The sequence below is a fragment of the Vibrio hyugaensis genome, from assembly GCF_002906655.1.
Taxonomy (GTDB): Bacteria; Pseudomonadota; Gammaproteobacteria; order Enterobacterales; family Vibrionaceae; genus Vibrio; species Vibrio hyugaensis.
In genome coordinates, this window is record NZ_CP025795.1 from 1072165 (window position 1) to 1093819 (window position 21655).

Sequence of the window (21655 nt, forward strand, 5' to 3'; positions counted from 1 at the left end):
CTTTTTGGTTCTCAGTCTCGAAGTATTTATTGTTCGCAGAAACGACCTTCTTTCGGTGACTGCGTAATCGCATACTCACCATCAAGGTTGCGGTAAACAACCGTGTTCCAAACTGAGCCGTCATTCAATTCAAACTCTATCGCGTAGTTCACACCACTCACAATTTGTGCATGAACGGACAAGATCTGTTTAAACGAAGAGAGAGTTTCCATTTTGTTTAGGACAAAGGCCATTGCCTTTTGAGCGTCTGGGGTAGCATCGAATTCGTTCCACCCACCTGGCATATTTCCTTGTGTACTACATACATCTGCCGAGGTTGTTGGCTGTGTCGCTTCATCTTGAGTTTTTTGCTGACATCCGACAAGCAAAACCAAGATTGCGCAAGCTGACACTGTTTTTAATTTCATAAAAATAACCTCTATTTATGTAAGCCCGCATTATATAGGTTGGCATTCCAACCCAATGTCTACGTTGTGCAAACTTTTTATATGAACAGGGTTAAATCCTGATTAAATCGTTGCGAGTGACCTCCAAAAAATAGATTTTGGTTAACTTTTTGCCTGATTTTGATAGTAAGTCACGCTTGAGAGCGAACGCTAATTTCCTATTCATTTCGCGTCGTGAATTAAGATCACAATTATAAAATAGACATGGAAAACATAACTTTGCACGTGTATCTGTTTTCTCAATACGGCCATATAATCCAATAAAAATTCATTAGGCACCAATAGAAAGTGCTGAATGATTGTTGTGATGAAGCAAAATGGATGAGAGGTAACACGATGAAGCAAAAAGCGCTATATCTAGCAGTAGCATTGGGTTTGAGTGGTCTTTCAAACGTAGCATCCGCTAATGAGATGGTGAATCCAGATGGTGGTGTCGTAGTCGGTTATTGGCATAACTGGTGCGATGGGGCTGGTTACAAGGGCGGCAATGCACCGTGCGTGACGCTGGATGAAGTTGATCCTATGTACAATGTGGTTAACGTCTCCTTTATGAAGGTGTTCAATACCAGTGAAGGCCGTATTCCAACTTTTAAGCTCGATCCAAATATTGGTCTTTCAGAACAACAATTTATTGATCAAATTGGCGCACTAAACCAACAAGGACGCGCCGTTCTTATTGCGCTTGGTGGTGCAGATGCACACGTTGAGCTGAAAACTGGCGATGAGCAAGCATTCGCTCAAGAGATCATCCGCCTTACTGATAAGTTCGGCTTTGATGGTCTGGATATCGACTTAGAGCAATCCGCAGTAACCGCGTCAGACAACCAAACAGTAATCCCAGCTGCACTTCGCCTTGTAAAAGAACACTATCAGCAACAGGGGAAAAACTTCCTAATTACGATGGCGCCTGAGTTTCCATACTTAACAGAAGGTGGCAAATACGTTCCTTATATTACTGGATTAGAAGGATACTATGATTGGATCAACCCTCAGTTTTACAACCAAGGTGGTGATGGTATTTGGGTTGAAGGTGTGGGTTGGATTGCACAAAACAATGATGCGCTAAAACAAGAATTCATTTACTACATTTCAGACTCTCTATCGAATGGTACACGTGGTTTCCACAAAATTCCGCATGACAAATTGGTGTTTGGTATTCCATCTAACATTGATGCAGCGGCAACGGGCTTTGTGCAAGACCCTCAAGATCTTTACGACGCGTTTGACCAACTTAAAGCGCAAGGGCAGGCACTTCGTGGCGTAATGACATGGTCGGTGAACTGGGATATGGGCACAGACAAGAATGGTCAGGCGTACGGTGAAAAGTTTGTGAAGGATTACGGTCCGTTTATCCATGGCCAGACTCCACCTCCGCCAAGTGAAGGCGAACCGGTGTTTAGCGGTATCAGTGATGTTCGCGTGCATCACGGTAGTTCATTTGATCCGTATGCAGGTGTTACCGCGTCTGACAAAGAAGATGGAGACCTAACTAACAGCATTACTGTTGAAGGTTCAGTTGATGTGAACACCGTTGGCACATATGTTTTGGTTTACAGTGTAAAAGACAGCGACAACAATGAAACCAAGCAAAGCAGAACAGTTGTTGTTTACAGCCTAGTGCCTGAGTTTGAAGGTGTAACGGATACGACCATACAGCTTGGTGACGCATTTGACCCAATGGCAGGCGTAAAAGCGACGGATGCAGAAGACGGTGATTTGACTGATCAAGTTCGTGTAGAGGGCAGCGTAGATGTTAACGTGCTAGGTGTCTACGACTTGGTTTACCGAGTAACGGATAGTGCAAATCAGACTACGACAGCTCAACGCTCTGTGATTGTTTCTGATGGCAGCAGTTACCCTCCGTATGAATCTGGAAAAACGTATGAGGCAGGTGACATTGTCACAGGTTCAGATGGCAACTTGTATCAATGTAAACCGTGGCCATACACTGGGTGGTGTTCAAACCCTTCTTATGCGCCTGGTGAAACCGTTTACTGGTCAGACGCATGGGATAAGTTGTAATTAGTTCATTTGCAAGCCTCCTTCACTGGCTGTCTCTTATACACAAATCCCCAAGCTTGTAGCTTGGGGATTTTTTTTGAACTCTTTCACGTGTGTGTGATCTGATCACTTAGTAATCCTTACTGAAACACTAAGATGACACACTCAGACGCTAAACTTTGGGCACAAGAACAATTTGGACAAGCACAACTTAAAGACCCTCGAAGAACACAACGCCTCATCAGTTTAGCGACTTCCATTGCTAATCAACCAGGAGTCTCCGTGGCTAAACTTCCTTTTTCTCCCGCCGATATGGAAGGTGCATATCGCTTTATCCGCAATGAAAACATCGATGCAAAAGACATCGCAGAAGCAGGCTTTCAATCAACTGTATCCCGAGCTAACGAGCATGAGGAATTACTCGCGCTTGAAGATACAACAACGCTCAGTTTTCCGCATCGAAGTATAAAAGATGAACTCGGGCACACGAATCAAGGCGATAGAATTCGAGCTCTCCACGTACATTCGACGTTACTTTTTGCACCACAAAGTCAGACCATTGTTGGCCTGATAGAGCAGCAACGATGGAGCCGAGATATTACTAAGCGTGGGCAAAAGCACCAACACGCGACTCGTCCTTATAAGGAGAAAGAGAGTTACAAATGGGAGCAAGCTTCTCGCCGTGTCGTTGAACGCCTAGGGGATAAAATGTTAGATGTTATCTCGGTCTGTGACCGAGAAGCTGACCTATTCGAATACTTGACTTATAAACGTCAACATCAGCAGCGCTTTGTCGTTCGCTCAATGCAAAGTCGCTGCCTAGAAGCTCATCATCAAAAGCTTTACGACTATGCGCAAGCGTTACCAAGCGTCGAGACAAAAGAGCTTACCATCCCCCAAAAAGGAGGGAGAAAAGCGAGAGATGTAAAGCTTGATGTTAAATATGGTCAGGTGACATTAAAGGCTCCGGCAAACAAAAAAGAGCACGCAGGCATACCTGTTTATTATGTTGGTTGCCTTGAGCAAGGGACATCAAAAGACAAGTTAGCATGGCACCTCTTGACGTCGGAGCCAATAAACAACGTTGAAGACGCTATGAGAATTATCGGTTATTACGAGCGCCGATGGCTGATTGAAGATTTCCATAAAGTCTGGAAAAGTGAAGGGACAGATGTGGAGTCACTCAGGCTACAAAGTAAAGATAACTTAGAGAGATTAAGTGTCATCTATGCCTTTGTTGCTACGCGTTTATTGGCGTTACGCTTCATTAAAGAAGTTGATGAGCTAACGAAAGAAAGTTGTGAAAAGGTATTGGGCAAAAAAGCTTGGAAGCTACTGTGGTTGAAACTAGAAAGTAAGACATTACCTAAAGAAGTGCCCGATATGAGCTGGGCGTACAAAAATCTCGCTAAATTAGGCGGTTGGAAAGATACCAAGAGGACGGGTAGAGCTTCAATAAAGGTGCTTTGGGAAGGATGGTTTAAACTACAAACCATCCTTGAAGGCTACGAACTCGCAATGTCTCTTGATCACTAGACTTGTGATCAAGAGACAGCCTTCACTGGAGGCTTTTTTATGCGCGTAACTTCACATCTTATTGAACCTACACTAGAACTTTAAAGCGTAATCATTAGTATCCCGCCTCCGCATTTTCCAGACTTACCTATAGTTGGAATGCGTCGCTCTTTGTCAATTTGGTACGGTCACCTAGGAGGATTTAATGAAAAGGATCAATGTAGTAGGCAGCAGTGCAAGCGGTAAATCGACGTTTTCAAAGCAGCTCGCAATGAAATTAGGTGTCACGTACATAGAAATGGACAGGTTGTTCTGGCTTCCCGATTGGAAAGAACTCGATGATGAGACGTTCTTCGATAAAGTTGTGGACGTAACTCAACAAGAAGCTTGGGTACTCGACGGGAACTACAGCCGAACACAACCGTACAAATGGCAAAGGGTTGATACCATCATCTGGCTCGACTATTCACGTTCTATCACCACTTATCGCTCCATAACTCGTGCTATCAAAAGGGCATGGACTCAAGAAGAGTGTTGGGAAGGAACTGGCAATAGAGAAAGCTTTAGAAAAGCGTTTTTGAGTACAGACTCGATTATTTGGTGGTCGGTTAAGAACTACCAAAAGAATCGAAAGCGCTATCTAAAACTGAAAGAGGACTTAAAAGGTTCGCCTATCAAGTTCATCCACATCACTTCGCCAAAAATGGCACAAGATTTTCTTGGTTCTCAAGATTTTATAAATAGATAAGTAACTTATTTAAGTGACTTTTTGGCAACGGCTCGCAGCTGTGTAAATCCTGACATTTCGCCTCCATTAGATGATGAATACTAACCACGTTCCCGTCGTATTCATTGTGGAGGTATTATGATCGGCTACGAAGAAATGGCGATATCCGGCTACCTAGGTTGGTTACTCGCTGTTTTGTTGGTTTACCCCTTTGCCTATGTTGGTATCCATATCGGTGTATTCGATATAAAAATCCGAAGCAAAGTCAGCCGTTATTTCAATCGCTTTATATTAGCTTTAATTGCATTTTTACTGATTATGCATATGCAAACTGAAGTGGTTTACGGCAAGTACTTTCTTGGTCTTTGGGAAGCACAACAGTAACTCTGATCGCATTAATTCCCATCGCCTTGTGCTAAGTTGTCGAAATTGAGATAAAAATCGACAACTTAGCATGAAGCCATACGACCTATATTTTCTTCATACTTCACCCGTACACATTCCACCTTTCTCCGAACTGATAACAGAGCTCGCACCTGATTTAAAAGTTGCACACTTTGCCGATGCTGACTTATTGGAACGTTTGGTTGCTGGGGCGGACGAATCTAAGGTGGAGCAATCCGTACAAGACAAAGTACGCGAGCTTTCTGAACAAGCAAACTTGGTGGTTTGTACCTGCTCCTCAATTGGTCGCTTTGCTGAATCGCTTACAGAGCAGGGTGTTAACGTTCAGCGTATAGACCGCGCAATGGGTGACCAAGCTGTAACTCATGAGCGAGTGTTGTTACTTGCGGCATTACTGACAACCATTGAACCTAGCTTAGCGTTACTTGAGACGAGTGAGGGCAATTGTATCCTTCAGTTAGATACGTTTGTGGTTGAAGATGCTTGGGAACGCTTTCTCGACCAAGATAACCAAGGCTATTACGACAAGATCAAAGCGGTAATAGAGCAAAAGGCTCGTGATTATGACGTAATTGTATTGGCACAGGCTTCGATGTCAGGTGCTGCATCATTAGCTGATGTCGACATTCCAGTATTAAGTAGCCCACGTTTAGGCGTAAAAAGGGCAATTGAAACCTTAAGGACATTCCATGCAAATAACTAGTTGGATTCAGCTTTGCTTACGCGAGCTTGAAGGAGCGCCCATAAAAGAACATTCCGATATCGAAGCGTCTTTTGCGGAGTCCGAACGTTTCTCAAAATGGAAGACAAGCAAAAGAGAAATACGCTTCGAAGATGTCAGTGATCGTTGCTGGATCAAGAGCTGCACGGGTGGCTACATCACAGAGGTGCATTTGCATGCGGATGGTTCACTTGATGAATACACCTTGTTTGGACGCCTTCATACCAAGGGGCATTGGGAGCTAGAGTCTGGCGTACTTCATATCACGATCTACAAAGGTGAAAACACTTACGAACTTTCTGTTGTGGGAAACCGTGAACCTTCCATCCACTCTGCGATTGAATACAAAAATGGAGAAGTGCACTCCTATCTAAAACTGACTCCAATTTCTCAATAGCAATTTAACAAGGACGAGCACCACAATATGGATATTGTATTTATAAGGCATGGCGTGCCAGATTTTACGTTAGCGGATGAGCGGCAGATGACTCAACTTGAGAAGGACTATGCGCCGCTTTGTCGAGAGCATTTGCCCGTGCTGCAAGAAAAACTCAATCATCCAGTCTTCAATGATGCTGAAATCATCATCAGCTCTCCTTATACAAGAGCCCTTCAAACTGCAGAAATTCTCAATCGTCATCGCGGTTTGCCTTTGTTTGTTGAGCATGACTTGAGAGAGTGGCGTGCTGACAAAGAAGGAGGCTACATTTCGTTGAATGAGAGAGACCGGCGCTGGCACGAATACCGAGAGTTGTTAAAAGCGGGTATTCCAATGACCGACAGTCGCTACGAACATGTTGATGAGCTAAAAGCACGGGCTGAGTTGGTGCTGGAGCGTTATCGCCAATATCGAAAGGTTGTTGTCGTGAGCCACTTTAATGTGTTTGAAGCGCTACAAGGTTTCCAAGAGGTGGGGCTTTTTTGTGGAGAATTTCGATACATTAATTTCTGATCGAATTTTTATCTTCTATAGTAAAATCAGTCACTAATTTAATTTCAGGTTGCTGTATGAAATCTCTCAAAACACTTTTACTTTTGTCTCTTGCAACGTTGTTTGGCTGTACGTCTAAACCGGACGGCGTTGAGCCAGTCAACAACTTTGAACTTCAACCATATTTAGGTAAATGGTATGAAATTGCGCGTCTTGATCACTCCTTTGAGCGCGGTTTATCGAATGTGACGGCTGAATACGAGCTTCGTGAGGATGGTGGCGTAACGGTTATCAACCGGGGTTATTCAGAAGAAGATAAAGAATGGACGCAAGCTGATGGCAAAGCGTATTTCGTTGATGGTGAAAACACAGGGCATTTAAAAGTGTCTTTCTTCGGTCCGTTTTATTCGTCTTACATCGTATTTGAGCTAGGCGAGAACTACGACTACGCGTTTATCTCTGGTTTCAATCACGACTACCTATGGCTGCTGTCACGCACACCAACCGTCGATAAAGCAACGGTCGAGCGCTTCAAACAAGTAGCTAAAGAGAAAGGCTTTGTGTTGGACGAATTAATTCTCGTAGACCAAACAAAGTAATACTTACAGCGACAAATGAAACATACCCCACAAAAAGTGGGGCATGTATTTAACTCAGTTCTGGATTACTTAATTAATCGAACAACTAATGAACCTGGCGCTCGGATCGATTCAATGTTGTGGCTCAGCACAGTACCTTCAGTTGGCGCTGTGTAACGCTGAATCTCATCACCAAAGCTGTCGTATTGAATCGCAACCAATTGACCTTGTTCTACTTTATCCATCATCTTCACTTGTGGTAGTACAAAACCACCCAATTCAGCGCGAATGCTGATGATGTCTTTGCCTTCTAAGCAAGGTGTGATCTCTACAACTTCACCAGTCACTACGTCATGACGAGCGAGAATATTAAAGATGCCAGTCACGGTACGGTCAATCAGTTCTTGTTCTGTGTATCGCCCCATGCCTACTTCAATGGTGATGCTCGGAATAGCGCTGTTGTTCCAGACGGTTTCAAGTACACCAGCGTCACCCGGATCGTTAAGAATCGCGTCTGGGTTAATAAGGCGAGCCATTTCCAGAGATTGTTCAATACGGAAATCAGCAAATACGTACAGCGGGTACGCAGCACCAGTGGTCTGGGTGTGCAAATCAATCGCCAGTTCTGCGTTTGGCTTAAGAAGGTTATTCCACAAAGCAAATAGGAAGCGGTTTGCTTCGTTGCCGTTTGCATCGCCAGGGAAGAAACGGTTTAAGTTTGCAGGAGATGCATCTGGATCCGCAGAGAAGAAGTCACGGCTGTGGTTCAGCATACCAGTCAGGTTGATAGTCGGAACGACAGTTACAGTACCTGCGATGTCTTTACCAATCAGTTCACGAGCGGTCTTTTGAGCTGCTAAAACACCGTTGTATTCGTCACCATGAACACCTGCTGTGATCATGATTTTCTTACCCGGTTTTTCGCCTTTGAAAACCAACACAGGCAAATGTTGCCACTGAGATAGGGCGTTGGTTGCGATACGGAACCAAAACTTATGCTCGCCTGCAGGCAAGTCTGTTACGTCAAGAGATTGAATGACTTGATGACCTTGAATCACGTCATCCAGAAATTGTGTTGCCATTAAAGTTGTCACTCCAAAACATCTTACTTCGATGCTTGTTTGCCATACGGCTTGAATTAAAAAAGGCGAGAACTTTGTCTCGCCTTATTCTTTATACCCAAGCTACGCTTTCGCGTTTGAGTTACTTGGGGATATTGGTAATCAGTTTACGCAAAACCCATCACGTGAGCTGCGACGACGACAATGCTCGATAGGGTAAAGAGTAATAGCATAAAGCGCCAGCAGAATTTCGCCCAGTCACCCCAGTCGATACGACATACACCCAGTGTTGCCATTAGAGACGCTGAAGTTGGAACGATAACGTTAGTGAAACCATCACCAAGCTGGAATGCTAGAACGGCTACCTGACGTGTAACGCCAGCGATGTCTGCAAGAGGAGACAATAGAGGCATTGTCAGCGCTGCTTGACCAGAACCTGAAGTCACGAAGAAGTTGAAGATAGATTGGAAAACATACATCAACCAAGCCGCAGCAACGTCAGGAAGACCGCTGATTACGCCACCAGCGCTGTTCAGGATCGAGTTCAGTACGCTCGCTTCATCGGTAGTACCGCCACCTAGGATAAGCAATACACCTTTCGCACAACCAACCAATAGAGCAGGAGCAAGCATGATTGCTGCACCTTCTTTAAATGCGTCAGCCGCGCAGTTTAGCGTCATGCCGTTCAGACGGAAGATCGTACCGATAATCGCAACGACAAAGCCCATTGTGAAGAATTGAGACGCGATTTCTGGAATGTACCATGCGTTAGCCACTACGCCCCAAACGACCCATACTGTGGTTGCGATAACCGTAAGGATAACTAGGGTGTCACCAAGGTTCCAACGAGAGTCATGGTCACCCAGCTCTTGCTTACGGAAGTATTTGTCAGTACGGCGGCTGTAAGAAAGCTCAGGGTTTGCTTTGATACGCGATGCGTAAATCATAGTGAAAGCAATACCAATCGCGGTGAACGCAGCCCAAAGACCCATACGTACAGTCATACCAGACAGAACAGGAATGCCAGCAATGCCTTGTGCGATAGCTACCGAGAATGGGTTCATCCAAGACGTTGCAAAACCAATCTGAGTCGCAACGTAGGTCACCATTACAGTAGTAATACCATCGTAGCCAAGGCGAACCATAAGTGGTGCGATGATAATCGCGAATGCAACGGCTTCTTCACCCATACCAAATACTGCGCCGCCCAAAGAGAACAGCAAGAACAGAACTGGAATGAATAGCGCTTCATTACCTTTGGTCTTGTCGATAAGGCGAAGGATACCGTTGTCGATTGTACCTGTGCGCATTACCACGCCGAAAGCACCACCGATAACCAGCATGAACATGATAACGCCGATCGCGCTGCCCCATTTAGAGCCTGAAACCAGGCCTTCGAATGGGAAGTTCATGAGACCAATGCCACCACCTGAAGCGAACAGTCCAACCTTGTTGTAAACCAATTCACCGTTTTCGTCGGTTGCATAAGAGAAAGAAGATGGATCGATAACTGTGCGAGTTTTTTCTGCACCGTCGACCATGTAGGACACCTGTTGGCTATCAAAATGACCCGCAGGAATTAAGTAGGTAAGAATCGCAGCAAGAATACCAACAATGAAGATCAAAATGAGGGTATCAGGCATCTGCCATGATTTAGGGGTTGCCGCCGATTCCGATGGCTGAGCGTGTGTGTGAGACATAACCTATTTCACGTCGAATAATAGAAAGCATGAAATATCGATAAAATAGAATAAAAAGTCAATATTAACTGAGTTGGTGAACTATAAATTCATCAATAATTTGATCTGAAGAGGGTTGAGTTGCTTATCAATGATTTAATGGTTAATTGTTTTGGTTAGATGTTGTGCGAATGAAAACAGAGTTAGGACTTGTGGCGATTCACAAGTCCCATAATTATTCACTTTTCTGCATGAGGTGTTTGTTCTGAATAAAACGCGGCAACATCGCGCAAATCTTCATCATTCAGCATGCGTAATTGGGCTGCCATCATCTCAGCCAAAGGTCCTAAGCGAAGCCCATTTTGATAGGCTTTCATAGAATCATACAGATACTGAGCATTCTGACCGGCTAGGTTAGGGTAAGCGTCGTTTGTCGTCACGCCGTTCGAGCCATGACAGTAAACGCAGCTAGGAGATTTAAGTTTGCCTTTATCAACGTCACCGAAAGGTTTCGCCACAACAGAGGAAGAGAGAATAAGAGACGTTAGAAGCACGTATCTAAGCATGAAATGCACTCATTGTAGTTCTTGAAAGCGCATAGAATAAAGCTTCCCCTTAGGGGAAGCTCAATGATCAAAATCAAGTTAAAGCAGAGATTTAAGGCTAGATAGGAAGGTATCGATGTCTTGTGCCGAAATATCTTTGTGCGTCACGAAGCGAATTGGGTTTCCTGGCGTAATCGTGATGCCTTGCTCCTTCATCTTTTCTGCAATACCAGCGATATCCACTTGTGGATCAAGCTTGGCAAAGACGATGTTGGTTTGAACAAATTCTGGATTAACAGAGAAACCAGGCAATTCCGCTAAGCCTTCCGCCAAGGTTTTTGCATTGATGTGGTCTTGTTTTAACTGTTCTACTTGCTCGGTAAGGGCAAGTTTACCGGCTGCAGCAAGAATACCCGCTTGACGCATACCACCACCGACCATTTTTCTTAAGCGACGAGCTTTTGCGATGTACTCTTTGCTACCAAGCAGCAGCGAACCAACAGGGGCAGCCAAACCTTTAGATAAACAGATCGTCATTGAATCAAAGTACTGACCAATCTCTTTCACCGGAACATCAAGCGCAACGGCTGCGTTAAATACCCGAGCGCCATCTAGATGCATCTGCAAGTTATGTTTATTCACGAACTCACGAGCTTGGGCAAGGTAGGAAAGAGGAATCACTTTACCGTTGATGGTGTTCTCTAAGCTAAGTAGGCGAGTGCGTGCAAAGTGCGCGTCATCTGGTTTGATAGCGGCTTCTAGCTTATCGAATGGCAAAGTACCGTCTGGGTTGTTTTCAATCGGTTGAGGTTGGATAGAGCCCAGTACCGCCGCGCCGCCAGCTTCGTACTTGTAGTTATGTGCTTGCTGACCACATAGGTATTCGTCACCGCGCTCACAATGCGCCATTAAGCCAAGTAAGTTTGCTTGTGTGCCAGAGGTTGTGAACATGGCCGCTTCAAAGCCCGCAAGCTCAGCAACAAATTGCTCTAACTCGTTAACGGTTGGGTCATCACCGTACACATCATCGCCGACAGAAGCGGTAAACATTGCTTCACGCATTGCTTGGGTGGGTTGCGTAACGGTATCTGATCGAAAGTCCATAATTCTCTCCTCGGTCTAAAAGACCTAAATATAACCGCAAAGACGAGCTTTGCTTAGGCAAGCGATAGTTTTGGCATCAGTGATAATGCCTTGAATAATTTGTTGTTCGAGTTCTTCTCGTGACAATGTCACTACTTCAATGACTTCGTCGTCGTCACACTCGTATCGATTGGTTTTGTTCAGTTGTTCGGCAACAAACAAGTACTGGATTTCATCACAGAAACCAGCAAGAGGGGTAACTTGACCAAGCGATGTGAACTTTTCGGCGCTGTATCCTGTTTCCTCTTCCAACTCTCTTTGAGCACAATGCAAAGGATCTTCATCGCCTTCACGTGTACCAGCAGGCAATTCAAGCAGCCATTTGTTAAGGGAGGGACGGAATTGATTAACAAGAACGATGTTGCCATCTGAAGTAATAGGTAAGATAACGGCAGCACCGGGGTGTTGGATAGTGGTATGTGTGATCATCCGACCAGTTGGTAGTTTGACTTCTTCTTCGACCAGAGAAATCTGCTTCCATTTATGAATTGTATTGCTCATGCAGTTGTGGATCCTAGCTGTAACCGCGCATTGACGTGTTTTGCACATTAACCACAAACCACCGGAAACAAAAGAAGAAAATGGTTTCATACTCTTGCGAAACCAGCACATTCAGTGAGTTGTGTCTCATAAATGAAAACTATGTTTGTTTGCGCGCGCGCGCGAAGAGCATCTGGTATAAACGAGGTTCACTAAAAAATACACTTGTAACAAAGTGATAACAAATGTATAAAATTATATATACAGCCTCAGTTCAACAGCCGGAGCTTCTATGATTCAACCATCTTTCGCATCTAATGCAGAAAAGGCGCTTCTTTCAGAGCGTATCAACAAGCTAGCGAAAGCGTTAACTGATGGCGTTTACGAACGCGAACACACCATCAAACTTTGTCTTCTTGCCGCTCTTGCCGGCGAAAGCGTCTTCCTTCTTGGTCCTCCAGGGATCGCAAAAAGCTTAATTGCTAAGCGTCTTATTCAAGCATTTGATAACAGTAGTTACTTTGAGTACTTAATGACTCGTTTCTCAACACCAGAGGAAGTGTTTGGTCCATTGAGCATTCAAGAGCTAAAAGACAACGGTCGTTATGTCCGTCTTACTCAAGGCTACTTACCAACGGCGCAGGTGGTTTTCCTTGATGAGATTTGGAAAGCAGGTCCTGCGATTCTGAACACGCTTTTGACTGTTGTGAACGAAAAGACGTTCAAAAACGGCAGTGAAATTGAACGTGTACCAATGCGCCTTTTGGTTTCTGCATCAAACGAACTACCAGACGAAGATAGTGGCTTAGACGCACTTTACGACCGCATGTTGGTGCGCGTGTTTGTAAACCGCATTCAGGACAAACAGAATTTCAAATCCATGCTGACAGTGGGTACGTCTCAAGAAGCTCAGGTTCCAGAGGGTTTGGCGATCACAGACGAGGAATACCACCGCTGGCAGCTACAGCTCGATAAGCTGACTCTTACCGACAATACATTCGAAAAGCTATACCAACTTAAGTCTATGTTGGAAACCAAAGTAGAGTCTGAGTTTGGCGACGCATCATTAACGGACATGTACGTGTCTGACCGCCGTTGGAAAAAAGCGGTCAAATTGCTTAAAGCGAGCGCGTTTTTCAATGGTCGTGATGAAATCAATCCACTTGATCTTCTGCTACTGCAAGATTGTTTATGGAATAGCCCTGAGTCACGCGATGTCGTTCGCAGTGTGATTCAAGAGTTCGCACTAAAACATGCCTTTGATCAGCAAGAAGCAGAGCAAGAGATCGAATACTGTCGTGAATCTTTGGTTGATGTGCAGCATGAACTTGAAGACAAGTATCGCATGACGCTAAACGCTGAAGCGGCAACGGGCCTGCTTCGCAAAGAAACCATGAGCTTCGATACATCCAAAGCGAAAACTTACAAAGTAGGCGCGGCGGTGAATCTAGTTAAGCTGGTTATTCTGCAAAGTAACATGTCGGTTTCTGAATCAGAGAAGGGTGACAGCCGCTGGGTATACGTGCCAAAAGACGAGCTTGACCGAGTGATCAAAGAAGGTCATGGCGATGTGTATGGCTACGTGAACCAAAACACCAATATGTGTCGTCTGCGGTTTGATGTCGATGCCGCCAACAACCTAGTGATCCGTGACATTGCTAACCGTGGCGTGTTGGTGAGCTTGGTTACCCAACAAGGTTTAGACGTTGAGCTTTACCAAAAATGGTTGGCAGAAAGCGAAAAAGCAGTCAGCCAATTGAGTGAAGCTGAACATCATATGCGTAAGGTTAAAGCCAACTTCCATGGCGCATTGCCTCACAGTTTCGTGGATCCAGAGTTACCACGTCTAATGGAGTCGAGTCTGCAACAGGTGAGCCAGAGACTTGAGTCTATCCAAGGTGAAAGCGAGAAGATCATTCAACGCTTCAAAAACTTACATCAGTTTTTCTCTTAAGGAGACGAAATGTTAGGTGCAGACGGACTTAACTTAGCGCTTATGGTGGCAGATTCAGGCATCATTGATAGTGCGGTTAACGATTTAATGGCGCGTTCACAAGTCATGATGATGGCAGAAAACCGAGGCATGAAATCCTCAGTAAAAAACCATCTGCTTAAATGGCGTGGCAACGTGAAAAAGCGCATGACGAAAGTCTGTGAGACAGAACGTTTTCAACAGGAACTCGCGCTCTACCAAGAAGTGATTTATTGGGATGAGAACGAGTTCTTTGAGCGCATTGATGATGTGATCAAGAAGCTTGAATGGCACTCAGCGTTTTACATGCAAGCGCGTCGCATGATGGAGAAGAACAAGGGGGTGAATAACCCAATGTTCCCTCATTACTTCTGTGACCAGTGGTATCAAAGCCTTGCCGAGGCGATCAAACAAGCGCAAGTATCCGAGCTTGAAGAGAACAAAGAAAAAGTCCTCAACGACCTTTATCAACGTATGGAAACCATGCGTAACATGGATAAAGTGACGGAATCTGGTGACGAAGAAAGCGTAGGGCGCTTGTGGGATATGGCGTCAGCTAAGTTGAGCAAAACCGACTTAACCGTGATGAAGCGTCACGCAGAATTTCTTAAAAAGCACAAAGGCTTGCAAGAAATCGCAGAGCAACTTGGTCGCATGGCGGGTCAAGTGAATGATCCTGACCTCAATCGTGCACCAGCAGAAGAGCTGCAAATGATTGAGGAAAAGAGTGACGAAGCGACAGACGATATCGTCGGTATTCATGAGAGTGACGATCTCAACAAACTGCTACCGAACGAAACCATGTTTTTGGCTTACCCAGAGCTGGAAGTGGTGTTCTACAAGCATTTGGTCGATAAACGTTTGATGAACTACCGCACGCAAGGTAAGTCTCGCACACTACGTAAAGTGAAAGCGCACAAACCAGATCATAAAGCGGTGGACGTTGAAAAAGGCCCGTTTATCGTTTGTGTTGACGCGTCAGGCTCGATGAGTGGATTCCCAGAGCAATGTGCCAAAGCCATGGCGTACGCACTCATGCAAATCGCTCTGGCTGAACAACGAGATTGCTACGTGATCATCTTCTCCACTGAGCACATTACTTACGAGCTAACTCGTCAGGATGGTTTACGTGAAGCCGCTGACTTTTTAACTTACAGCTTCCATGGTGGGACGGATTTGGAGCCGACGTTAATTAAATCTATTGATCTAATGAACAGCGACAAATACAAAAATGCCGACATGGTTGTTATCTCAGACTTCATTGCGCCAAAACAGCAAGATGAGTTGCTTGCAAAAGTCGATGCGTTAAAAGCGAAGAAGAACCGCTTTCATGCCGTTAGCTTGTCGAAGTATGGTAACCCAGCGTTAATGTCGATGTTTGACCACACTTGGTCTTACCATCCAAATGTAGTGGGGCGCTTATTTAAACGCGTCGCGAACGGCTAACACCATAGAACAGTATAAAAGTGACAAGCAAAAGCGACTTAAGCGGTCGCTTTTGTCGTTTTTTGTTCGGTGATATGCAATAAAGCAGTTACCAATAAGGCACCGATTAGATCGAATTCTCGACTATTTGGTTTAAAACAAAGCAAACGAAGCGGAAATAAAAGATTTTTGTTTGACTATATTTTCTGAACCCGTAAAGTAGCACTCAACGCAACGGGGCAGAGCTCTTAAGCGTAAACAATTTGGCGCCTTGGCAGAGTGGCTATGCAGCGGATTGCAAATCCGTGGACCTCGGTTCGACTCCGGGAGGCGCCTCCATTAATTTATGGGTATGGCAACAGCGGTATCCAGATGCCAAAGCATCAGCACTAGACCAGCGAAAGCTGGTTTTTTTGTATCTGCCGCTTGGTGAAAGCAAGCTCTCTTTGTTTATGTCTCAATGCTGGAGTTAGATTCGGCCTACAAGTGTGACTTTCCAATCAGCAATTGGTTCCAAAGCAACTTACAATATGTTCTTCGACAAGGAAGCAGTGAAGACACATGAGAAATACTGACGACTACATTATTTTCTATCATTTGGTTGAGCAAGGTTCATTCAGCGCCGCGGCAAGACAAATGGAACTGACCAAGTCGGTCGTCAGTAAACGTATTGCCAAGTTAGAGCAGGAGATAGGTGTTCAACTGCTTTATCGAACCACACGCACGCTTAAATTGACAGAAGCAGGGCAATCCTTCTTCGAACATGCTCGTAGTGTCTATCAAGCCGTTGCAACTGCAGAAGAATCCATTGTTGGTTTGGGTAAGAGCCTATCAGGCAATATCAAGATTACCGTTCCTACTATATCTGGTGAACTCATCCTTCCTACCGTCATTTCTGAATTCAACCAAGCTTACCCAGATATCAACATTGATATGGAACTGGACAACCGATTCGCCGACATCGTCAACGAAGGTTTTGATCTTGCCATTCGTACTGGGGTTTTGCCTGATTCAAGCCTGATAGCGCGTAAGCTGGTTGATGCAAACTGGATTGTGTGTGCATCGCCTAAGTACGTCGCCAAGCATGGCAAACCAAAAACGCCGAACGATCTCACTAAGCACAATTGCTTGGTTTATGCCTATCAAGAGACGGGAGCACGTGAGTGGGCTTTCAAACGTGATGATGAGGTGTATCGGGTTAAGGTGGATGGAAATCTATGTACCAACAATTCATCTGCATTGCGCAATGTTGCTTTGCTAGGGCAAGGTATTATTTATGTGCCTAGGGTGTTGGTTTATGAAGACTTGCAGCAAGGTAAGCTGATTCAGTTGTTTAAAGACGAAACCGCTAAGTGCTTGGGCATTTATGCCGTGTACCCATACACACGTCAGCAACCAGAAAAGATTAAAATCTTTATCGAGCATCTGTATCAGTGCTTTCAACATCGTAGCCATCATTTCTAGCGGCTTAGCTTTGCTCAAAATATTACTGAAAGAATTCTCTCTAAATTTCAAACTCTCCAATCTGTCTACTTTCTTCACTGAACTAATGTATCACAGCTACATAACGCTGCTATAACGTAGTGGTACGGACATGTTGTGGTTTTGTTTTGACTCAATATTCTGTCAAGGTTAGGTATATAAAGCCCTGTTGACTCTTTCGACTTTGCTTTTCTTCGATGTTGTGCACATTTGTTAACAATGCACTTTGCTATTGTTTCTTTTTGGAAACGATAAGTTTCTTTGTTGATTTTACAGTTCTTCGAAAATTAAGTGATTGAATCTATGGGTAATTAATGTGGTTAATTTTATCTGGGCGTCGTTATCGGACTTTGGTGGCATGGACGTTCAGATTCGGACTACTTATATTGGCTGGGCATAATAACTAGAGATACGGATATGAAACAGAAGCAGCTCATCGACGCGTTTGTCACCATTGTCGGGGAAGAGAATGTCCTTACCGATCAAATCAAAACCAAGTATTACCGTAGTGGCTTTCGTTCAGGAAGCGGCACTGCGTTGGCGGTGGTTTTTCCAAAGACTCTGCTAGAGCAGTGGAAGGTCATCCAACAATGTGTGGACAATAATTGCATCATCATCATGCAGGCAGCTAAGACGGGCCTGACCGAAGGCTCAGCGCCAAGTGGTAGTGATTACGACCGCGATGTGGTGGTGATCAATATCACCAAGATGAAGCAAATCTATCTGTTAGACGGTGGCAAGCAAGCGGTTTGCCTTCCGGGAGCGAGTCTGCATTCGTTAGAAAAAGAGTTGCGATCAGTTAACCGTGCGCCGCATTCGGTGATTGGTTCTTCTTCTCTTGGCGCTACGGTTGTGGGTGGTATTGCAAACAACTCTGGCGGCGCACTGGTTAAACGTGGTCCTGCTTATACAGAGTTAGCCATATTCGCTCAGGTCGATAAAGACGGTAAGCTCAATCTTGTTAACCACCTTGGTATTGAAGGATTAGGCTCGACGCCTGAAGAGATCTTGCAGAACATCCAAGATGGTAACTTTGACCCAGATAAAGTGATTCATGATGAGCGCATGGCGTCAGATAAAGAATACGACGAACGTGTCCGTGATGTGACTTCTGATATCCCATCGCGCTTTAATGCCGACGAGCGTCGTCTGTACGAGGCGAGTGGTTGTGCGGGTAAACTGGGCGTGTTCGCTGTTCGAGTCGACAGCTATCCAATCCCAGAGAAAGAACAGGTGTTCTATTTAGGTACTAACGATCCAGATAAACTTACCAAGCTGAGAAAAGACTTCCTTACACAGTTTGAAAACTTACCAGAGATGGGTGAGTATCTTCACCGTGACATCTTCAACATGGCAGAGAAATACGGCAAAGACGTTTTCCTTTCTATCGATCTATTGGGCACGGACAATCTACCTAAGATGTTCTCGCTTAAAGCTAAGGTTGAAAACTTCCTAGAGCGAGTACCGTTAGTCAGCAAATACCTGCCAGATACTATTCTGTACTACGCAAGCAAGTTGTTCCCGCAGCATCTTCCTAAGCGCATGTTGGAATACCGTGATAAGTACGAGCACCATCTTGTACTTAAAATGAGTGACGGCGGCATTGCCGAAGCACAAAAATATTTTAAAGAAGTTTGGGCCGCTGAACACGATAGTGACTTCTTCGAATGTACGTCAGAAGAGGGTAAGAAAGCATATCTACACCGTTTTGCAGCGGCAGGTGCAGCGATTCGATACGAAACCATTCACCGCAAGGAAGTGGAAGACATTGTGGCTCTCGACATTGCGTTACGACGTAACGATGAGGAGTGGTTAGAAACATTACCCGAGGAAGTAAGTAAGAACCTCGTTAAGTCTCTCTATTACGGGCACTTTATGTGTTATGTTTTCCACCAAGACTATGTCTTCAAAAAGGGCACCGACACCAAGCTAATGAAGAAGCTAATGTTGGAGCACCTAAATAGTCGCGGTGCGAAGTACCCAGCGGAACACAACGTAGGGCATCTGTACGAAGCGGAAAACTCGCTGCAAACGTTCTACCATCAACTTGATCCGACCAACACCTTTAACCCAGGTATAGGTAAAATGGACCGCTACAAGCGCAACTGTAACTGTTGTGCATAACGCTTTCATTGAGAGAGCTGATAGGGAGTCGCTAATATAGCGGCTCTTTTTTATGGGCGAGGTCGTTAAGATTGCGTGTGAGTTTTAATCGAATCGCTCAACTCCCATACATTCAGTAGTGTTTTTAACCATCTGAATCAAAAAGAATAAATTTGTTGTTGACCTAGAAATATAATCCGTTAAAGTACACCTGGTTCTCACGGCTAAGGTCGTTAGAGCAGGTGGTGTTGCCATCGCATGATTGCGTTGCCCTGGTGGTGGAATTGGTAGACACAAGGGATTTAAAATCCCTCGACGTTCGCGTTGTGCCGGTTCAAGTCCGGCCCGGGGCACCATCCGCAAATTGAGTGTGTGGATTTAATATCCCACCGTCGAGTTGACCGGCCGAGTGTCGGACCATCAATTCCGGTCGGAGAACCATCTCTCATAAAGTGAGATTAAATAATCTCAGAGAACAACAATTCGGTAAGGCGCCTTGGCAGAGTGGCTATGCAGCGGATTGCAAATCCGTGGACCTCGGTTCGACTCCGGGAGGCGCCTCCATTCTTTTCGAAAGCTCGTCATTATGACGGGCTTTCTTCGTTTTAGCGCAATGGAATTGACGCGCTTTAATACCTCTTTCTGCTGTTTACTAATTATCTCCTCCCTCGTTATTTGATCGGGATTCAATAATTGTGCTCAATCAGTTATTGATTTTATAAATGTTACACAACTCAATAATTGTAGAGGGTGATTGGTGATAATTTCTCCACGATTGTAGTCCGAACTTTTTGTTGTACAACAGACGGTTAGTTGGATTTCTTCTACCTGTCTTGTTGCTCTCTAAGTTCGGGCTTCGTCCTAAAACGTGAGAGAAAAATAATGAAAACATTCAACCTTAAACCCACACTTTTACCTTTAACTTTGCTGCTCAGTTCGCCGGTAATGGCGGCTCAAAATGGAACCATGATGCAGTATTTCCATTGGTATGTGCCAAATGACGGTGCACTCTGGACACAAGTTGAAAACAACGCGCCAGCACTATCTGACAACGGCTTTACTGCGTTATGGCTACCGCCTGCCTATAAAGGTGCTGGTGGCAGCAACGACGTCGGTTATGGCGTTTACGATATGTATGACTTGGGGGAGTTTGATCAAAAAGGATCGGTGCGAACCAAATACGGTACTAAAGACCAATACCTCGATGCCATCAAAGCGGCACACGCAAATAACATTCAAATTTATGGTGATGTGGTATTTAACCACCGTGGCGGTGCGGATGGTAAATCGTGGGTCGACACCAAGCGAGTCGATTGGAACAACCGAAATATTGAGCTCGGCGACAAATGGATTGAAGCTTGGGTCGAATTTAGCTTCCCGGGGCGTAACGACAAATACTCCGACTTCCATTGGACGTGGTATCACTTTGATGGGGTCGACTGGGATGAAGCAGGTAAAGAAAAAGCGATCTTCAAATTCAAAGGTGATGGCAAAGCATGGGATTGGGAAGTCAGTTCTGAAAAAGGCAACTACGACTACCTCATGTACGCAGACTTAGACATGGATCACCCAGAAGTGAAGCAAGAACTGAAAGACTGGGGCGAGTGGTACTTAAACATGACGGGTGTTGGTGGCTTCCGAATGGACGCGGTTAAACACATCAAATACCAGTACCTACAAGAGTGGATCGATTACTTGCGTTGGAAGACAGGCAAAGAGCTGTTTACTGTGGGTGAGTACTGGAACTACGACGTGAACAATCTGCACAACTTTATAACTAAGACTTCTGGCAGCATGTCATTGTTTGATGCACCATTACATATGAACTTCTATAACGCTTCACGCTCGGGTGGCAACTTTGATATGCGTCGAATTATGGATGGCACCTTGATGAAGGACAACCCAGTGAAAGCGGTAACACTGGTTGAGAACCATGATACGCAACCACTGCAAGCGCTGGAATCTCCGGTGGATTGGTGGTTCAAGCCTCTTGCGTACGCGTTCATTTTGCTTCGTGAAGAAGGTTATCCGTCAGTCTTCTATGCGGATTACTACGGCGCGCAATACAGCGATAAAGGGCACGACATCAATATGGTGAAAGTGCCGTACATTGAGCAGTTGGTTAAAGCCCGTAAAGATTATGCTTATGGCAAGCAGCACTCTTACCTTGGTCATTGGGATGTGATTGGTTGGACACGAGAAGGGGATGCGGAACACCCGAACTCGATGGCGGTTATCATGAGTGATGGCCCTGGCGGAACCAAATGGATGTACACCGGTTCGCCGAGCACACGTTATGTCGACAAGTTAGGTATTCGCACCGAAGAAGTATGGACTAACGCTAGTGGATGGGCGGAGTTCCCAGTAAACGGCGGTTCGGTATCTGTTTGGGTTGGCGTTAAATAATCTTGATTGCAGAATCGCAGGTGTGACCGATTTCG

The 21655-nt window shown here is 45.0% G+C and carries 19 protein-coding genes and 3 tRNA genes; 16 read left to right on the plus strand and 6 right to left on the minus strand.

Annotated elements, in window-relative coordinates; genetic code table 11:
• Positions 1-26 precede the first annotated feature (26 nt).
• A complete protein-coding gene (locus tag C1S74_RS21875; RefSeq protein ID WP_032802381.1) occupies positions 27-407 on the minus strand; it encodes a cystatin domain-containing protein in 381 nt (126 codons plus the stop codon).
• 375 nt (positions 408-782) lie between these two features.
• Here C1S74_RS21875 and C1S74_RS21880 point away from each other — a divergent pair, with 375 nt between their 5' ends.
• The 8 genes from C1S74_RS21880 to C1S74_RS21915 all read left to right on the plus strand — a co-directional run bounded on the left by C1S74_RS21880 (position 783) and on the right by C1S74_RS21915 (position 7345).
• Entirely contained in the window at positions 783-2468 is a 1686-nt protein-coding gene (locus C1S74_RS21880; protein ID WP_045399936.1) for an immunoglobulin-like domain-containing protein, read from the plus strand.
• 135 nt (positions 2469-2603) lie between these two features.
• Positions 2604-3983 carry an IS4 family transposase gene (locus C1S74_RS21885; RefSeq protein WP_103415246.1) on the plus strand — a complete coding sequence of 460 codons (1380 nt, stop codon included), beginning with the start codon at positions 2604-2606 and terminating at the stop codon, positions 3981-3983.
• Positions 3984-4167: 184 nt separating this feature from the next.
• Complete coding sequence (locus tag C1S74_RS21890) at positions 4168-4710, plus strand: P-loop NTPase family protein (RefSeq protein WP_045401636.1); 543 nt, start codon at positions 4168-4170, stop codon at positions 4708-4710.
• A 117-nt stretch (positions 4711-4827) separates the two neighbouring features.
• Entirely contained in the window at positions 4828-5073 is a 246-nt protein-coding gene (locus C1S74_RS21895) for a hypothetical protein (RefSeq protein WP_045401639.1), read from the plus strand.
• A 70-nt stretch (positions 5074-5143) separates the two neighbouring features.
• On the plus strand, positions 5144-5797 hold the full coding sequence (locus C1S74_RS21900; protein ID WP_045401642.1) for an aspartate/glutamate racemase family protein: 654 nt from the start codon (positions 5144-5146) through the stop codon (positions 5795-5797).
• On the plus strand, positions 5784-6212 hold the full coding sequence (locus tag C1S74_RS21905) for a hypothetical protein (RefSeq protein WP_045401644.1): 429 nt from the start codon (positions 5784-5786) through the stop codon (positions 6210-6212). The genes C1S74_RS21900 and C1S74_RS21905 overlap by 14 nt, the downstream gene beginning before the upstream one ends.
• 27 nt (positions 6213-6239) lie before the next feature.
• Positions 6240-6767, plus strand: coding sequence for a histidine phosphatase family protein (locus C1S74_RS21910; protein WP_045401647.1), 528 nt, complete (start codon positions 6240-6242; stop codon positions 6765-6767).
• Positions 6768-6823: 56 nt separating this feature from the next.
• Entirely contained in the window at positions 6824-7345 is a 522-nt protein-coding gene (locus C1S74_RS21915) for a lipocalin family protein (protein ID WP_045401649.1), read from the plus strand.
• Positions 7346-7410: 65 nt separating this feature from the next.
• On the opposite strand, the gene C1S74_RS21920 is transcribed toward C1S74_RS21915, so the two are convergent.
• From C1S74_RS21920 to C1S74_RS21940, 5 genes are all read right to left on the minus strand, one after another.
• Positions 7411-8406 carry a succinylglutamate desuccinylase/aspartoacylase family protein gene (locus tag C1S74_RS21920; protein ID WP_045401651.1) on the minus strand — a complete coding sequence of 332 codons (996 nt, stop codon included), beginning with the start codon at positions 8404-8406 and terminating at the stop codon, positions 7411-7413.
• 146 nt (positions 8407-8552) lie between these two features.
• Complete coding sequence (gene yfcC / locus C1S74_RS21925) at positions 8553-10085, minus strand: putative basic amino acid antiporter YfcC (RefSeq protein WP_082037752.1); 1533 nt, start codon at positions 10083-10085, stop codon at positions 8553-8555.
• Positions 10086-10303: 218 nt separating this feature from the next.
• Positions 10304-10630: a c-type cytochrome gene (locus C1S74_RS21930; protein ID WP_045401654.1), complete on the minus strand. Its 327-nt coding sequence runs from the start codon at positions 10628-10630 to the stop codon at positions 10304-10306.
• Positions 10631-10708: 78 nt separating this feature from the next.
• The gene (ltaE, locus tag C1S74_RS21935; RefSeq protein ID WP_045401657.1) at positions 10709-11713 is read right to left on the minus strand and encodes a low-specificity L-threonine aldolase; all 1005 of its coding nucleotides are present in this window, start codon (positions 11711-11713) and stop codon (positions 10709-10711) included.
• A gap of 24 nt (positions 11714-11737) precedes the next feature.
• Positions 11738-12253 carry an NUDIX hydrolase gene (locus tag C1S74_RS21940; RefSeq protein ID WP_017818795.1) on the minus strand — a complete coding sequence of 172 codons (516 nt, stop codon included), beginning with the start codon at positions 12251-12253 and terminating at the stop codon, positions 11738-11740.
• A gap of 271 nt (positions 12254-12524) precedes the next feature.
• Between C1S74_RS21940 and C1S74_RS21945 the strand changes: the two genes are divergently transcribed.
• The 8 genes from C1S74_RS21945 (at position 12525) to amyS (ending at position 21620) form a co-directional block, all read left to right on the plus strand.
• A complete protein-coding gene (locus C1S74_RS21945; RefSeq protein ID WP_045401659.1) occupies positions 12525-14186 on the plus strand; it encodes an ATPase RavA domain-containing protein in 1662 nt (553 codons plus the stop codon).
• Positions 14187-14195: 9 nt separating this feature from the next.
• Positions 14196-15650: an ATPase RavA stimulator ViaA gene (gene viaA, locus C1S74_RS21950; protein WP_045401661.1), complete on the plus strand. Its 1455-nt coding sequence runs from the start codon at positions 14196-14198 to the stop codon at positions 15648-15650.
• 244 nt (positions 15651-15894) lie between these two features.
• Positions 15895-15968: transfer RNA gene (locus tag C1S74_RS21955), tRNA-Cys, on the plus strand.
• Positions 15969-16190: 222 nt separating this feature from the next.
• Positions 16191-17093 (plus strand): LysR family transcriptional regulator, encoded by a 903-nt coding sequence (locus C1S74_RS21960; RefSeq protein WP_045401663.1) that lies wholly within the window; start codon positions 16191-16193, stop codon positions 17091-17093.
• 435 nt (positions 17094-17528) lie between these two features.
• The gene (dld, locus tag C1S74_RS21965; protein ID WP_045401664.1) at positions 17529-19235 is read left to right on the plus strand and encodes a D-lactate dehydrogenase; all 1707 of its coding nucleotides are present in this window, start codon (positions 17529-17531) and stop codon (positions 19233-19235) included.
• Positions 19236-19483: 248 nt separating this feature from the next.
• Positions 19484-19570: transfer RNA gene (locus tag C1S74_RS21970), tRNA-Leu, on the plus strand.
• Positions 19571-19704: 134 nt separating this feature from the next.
• Positions 19705-19778 (plus strand) — tRNA-Cys (locus tag C1S74_RS21975).
• Between the two features lie 318 nt (positions 19779-20096).
• Positions 20097-21620 carry an alpha-amylase gene (amyS, locus tag C1S74_RS21980; protein WP_045401667.1) on the plus strand — a complete coding sequence of 508 codons (1524 nt, stop codon included), beginning with the start codon at positions 20097-20099 and terminating at the stop codon, positions 21618-21620.
• Positions 21621-21655 lie beyond the last annotated feature (35 nt).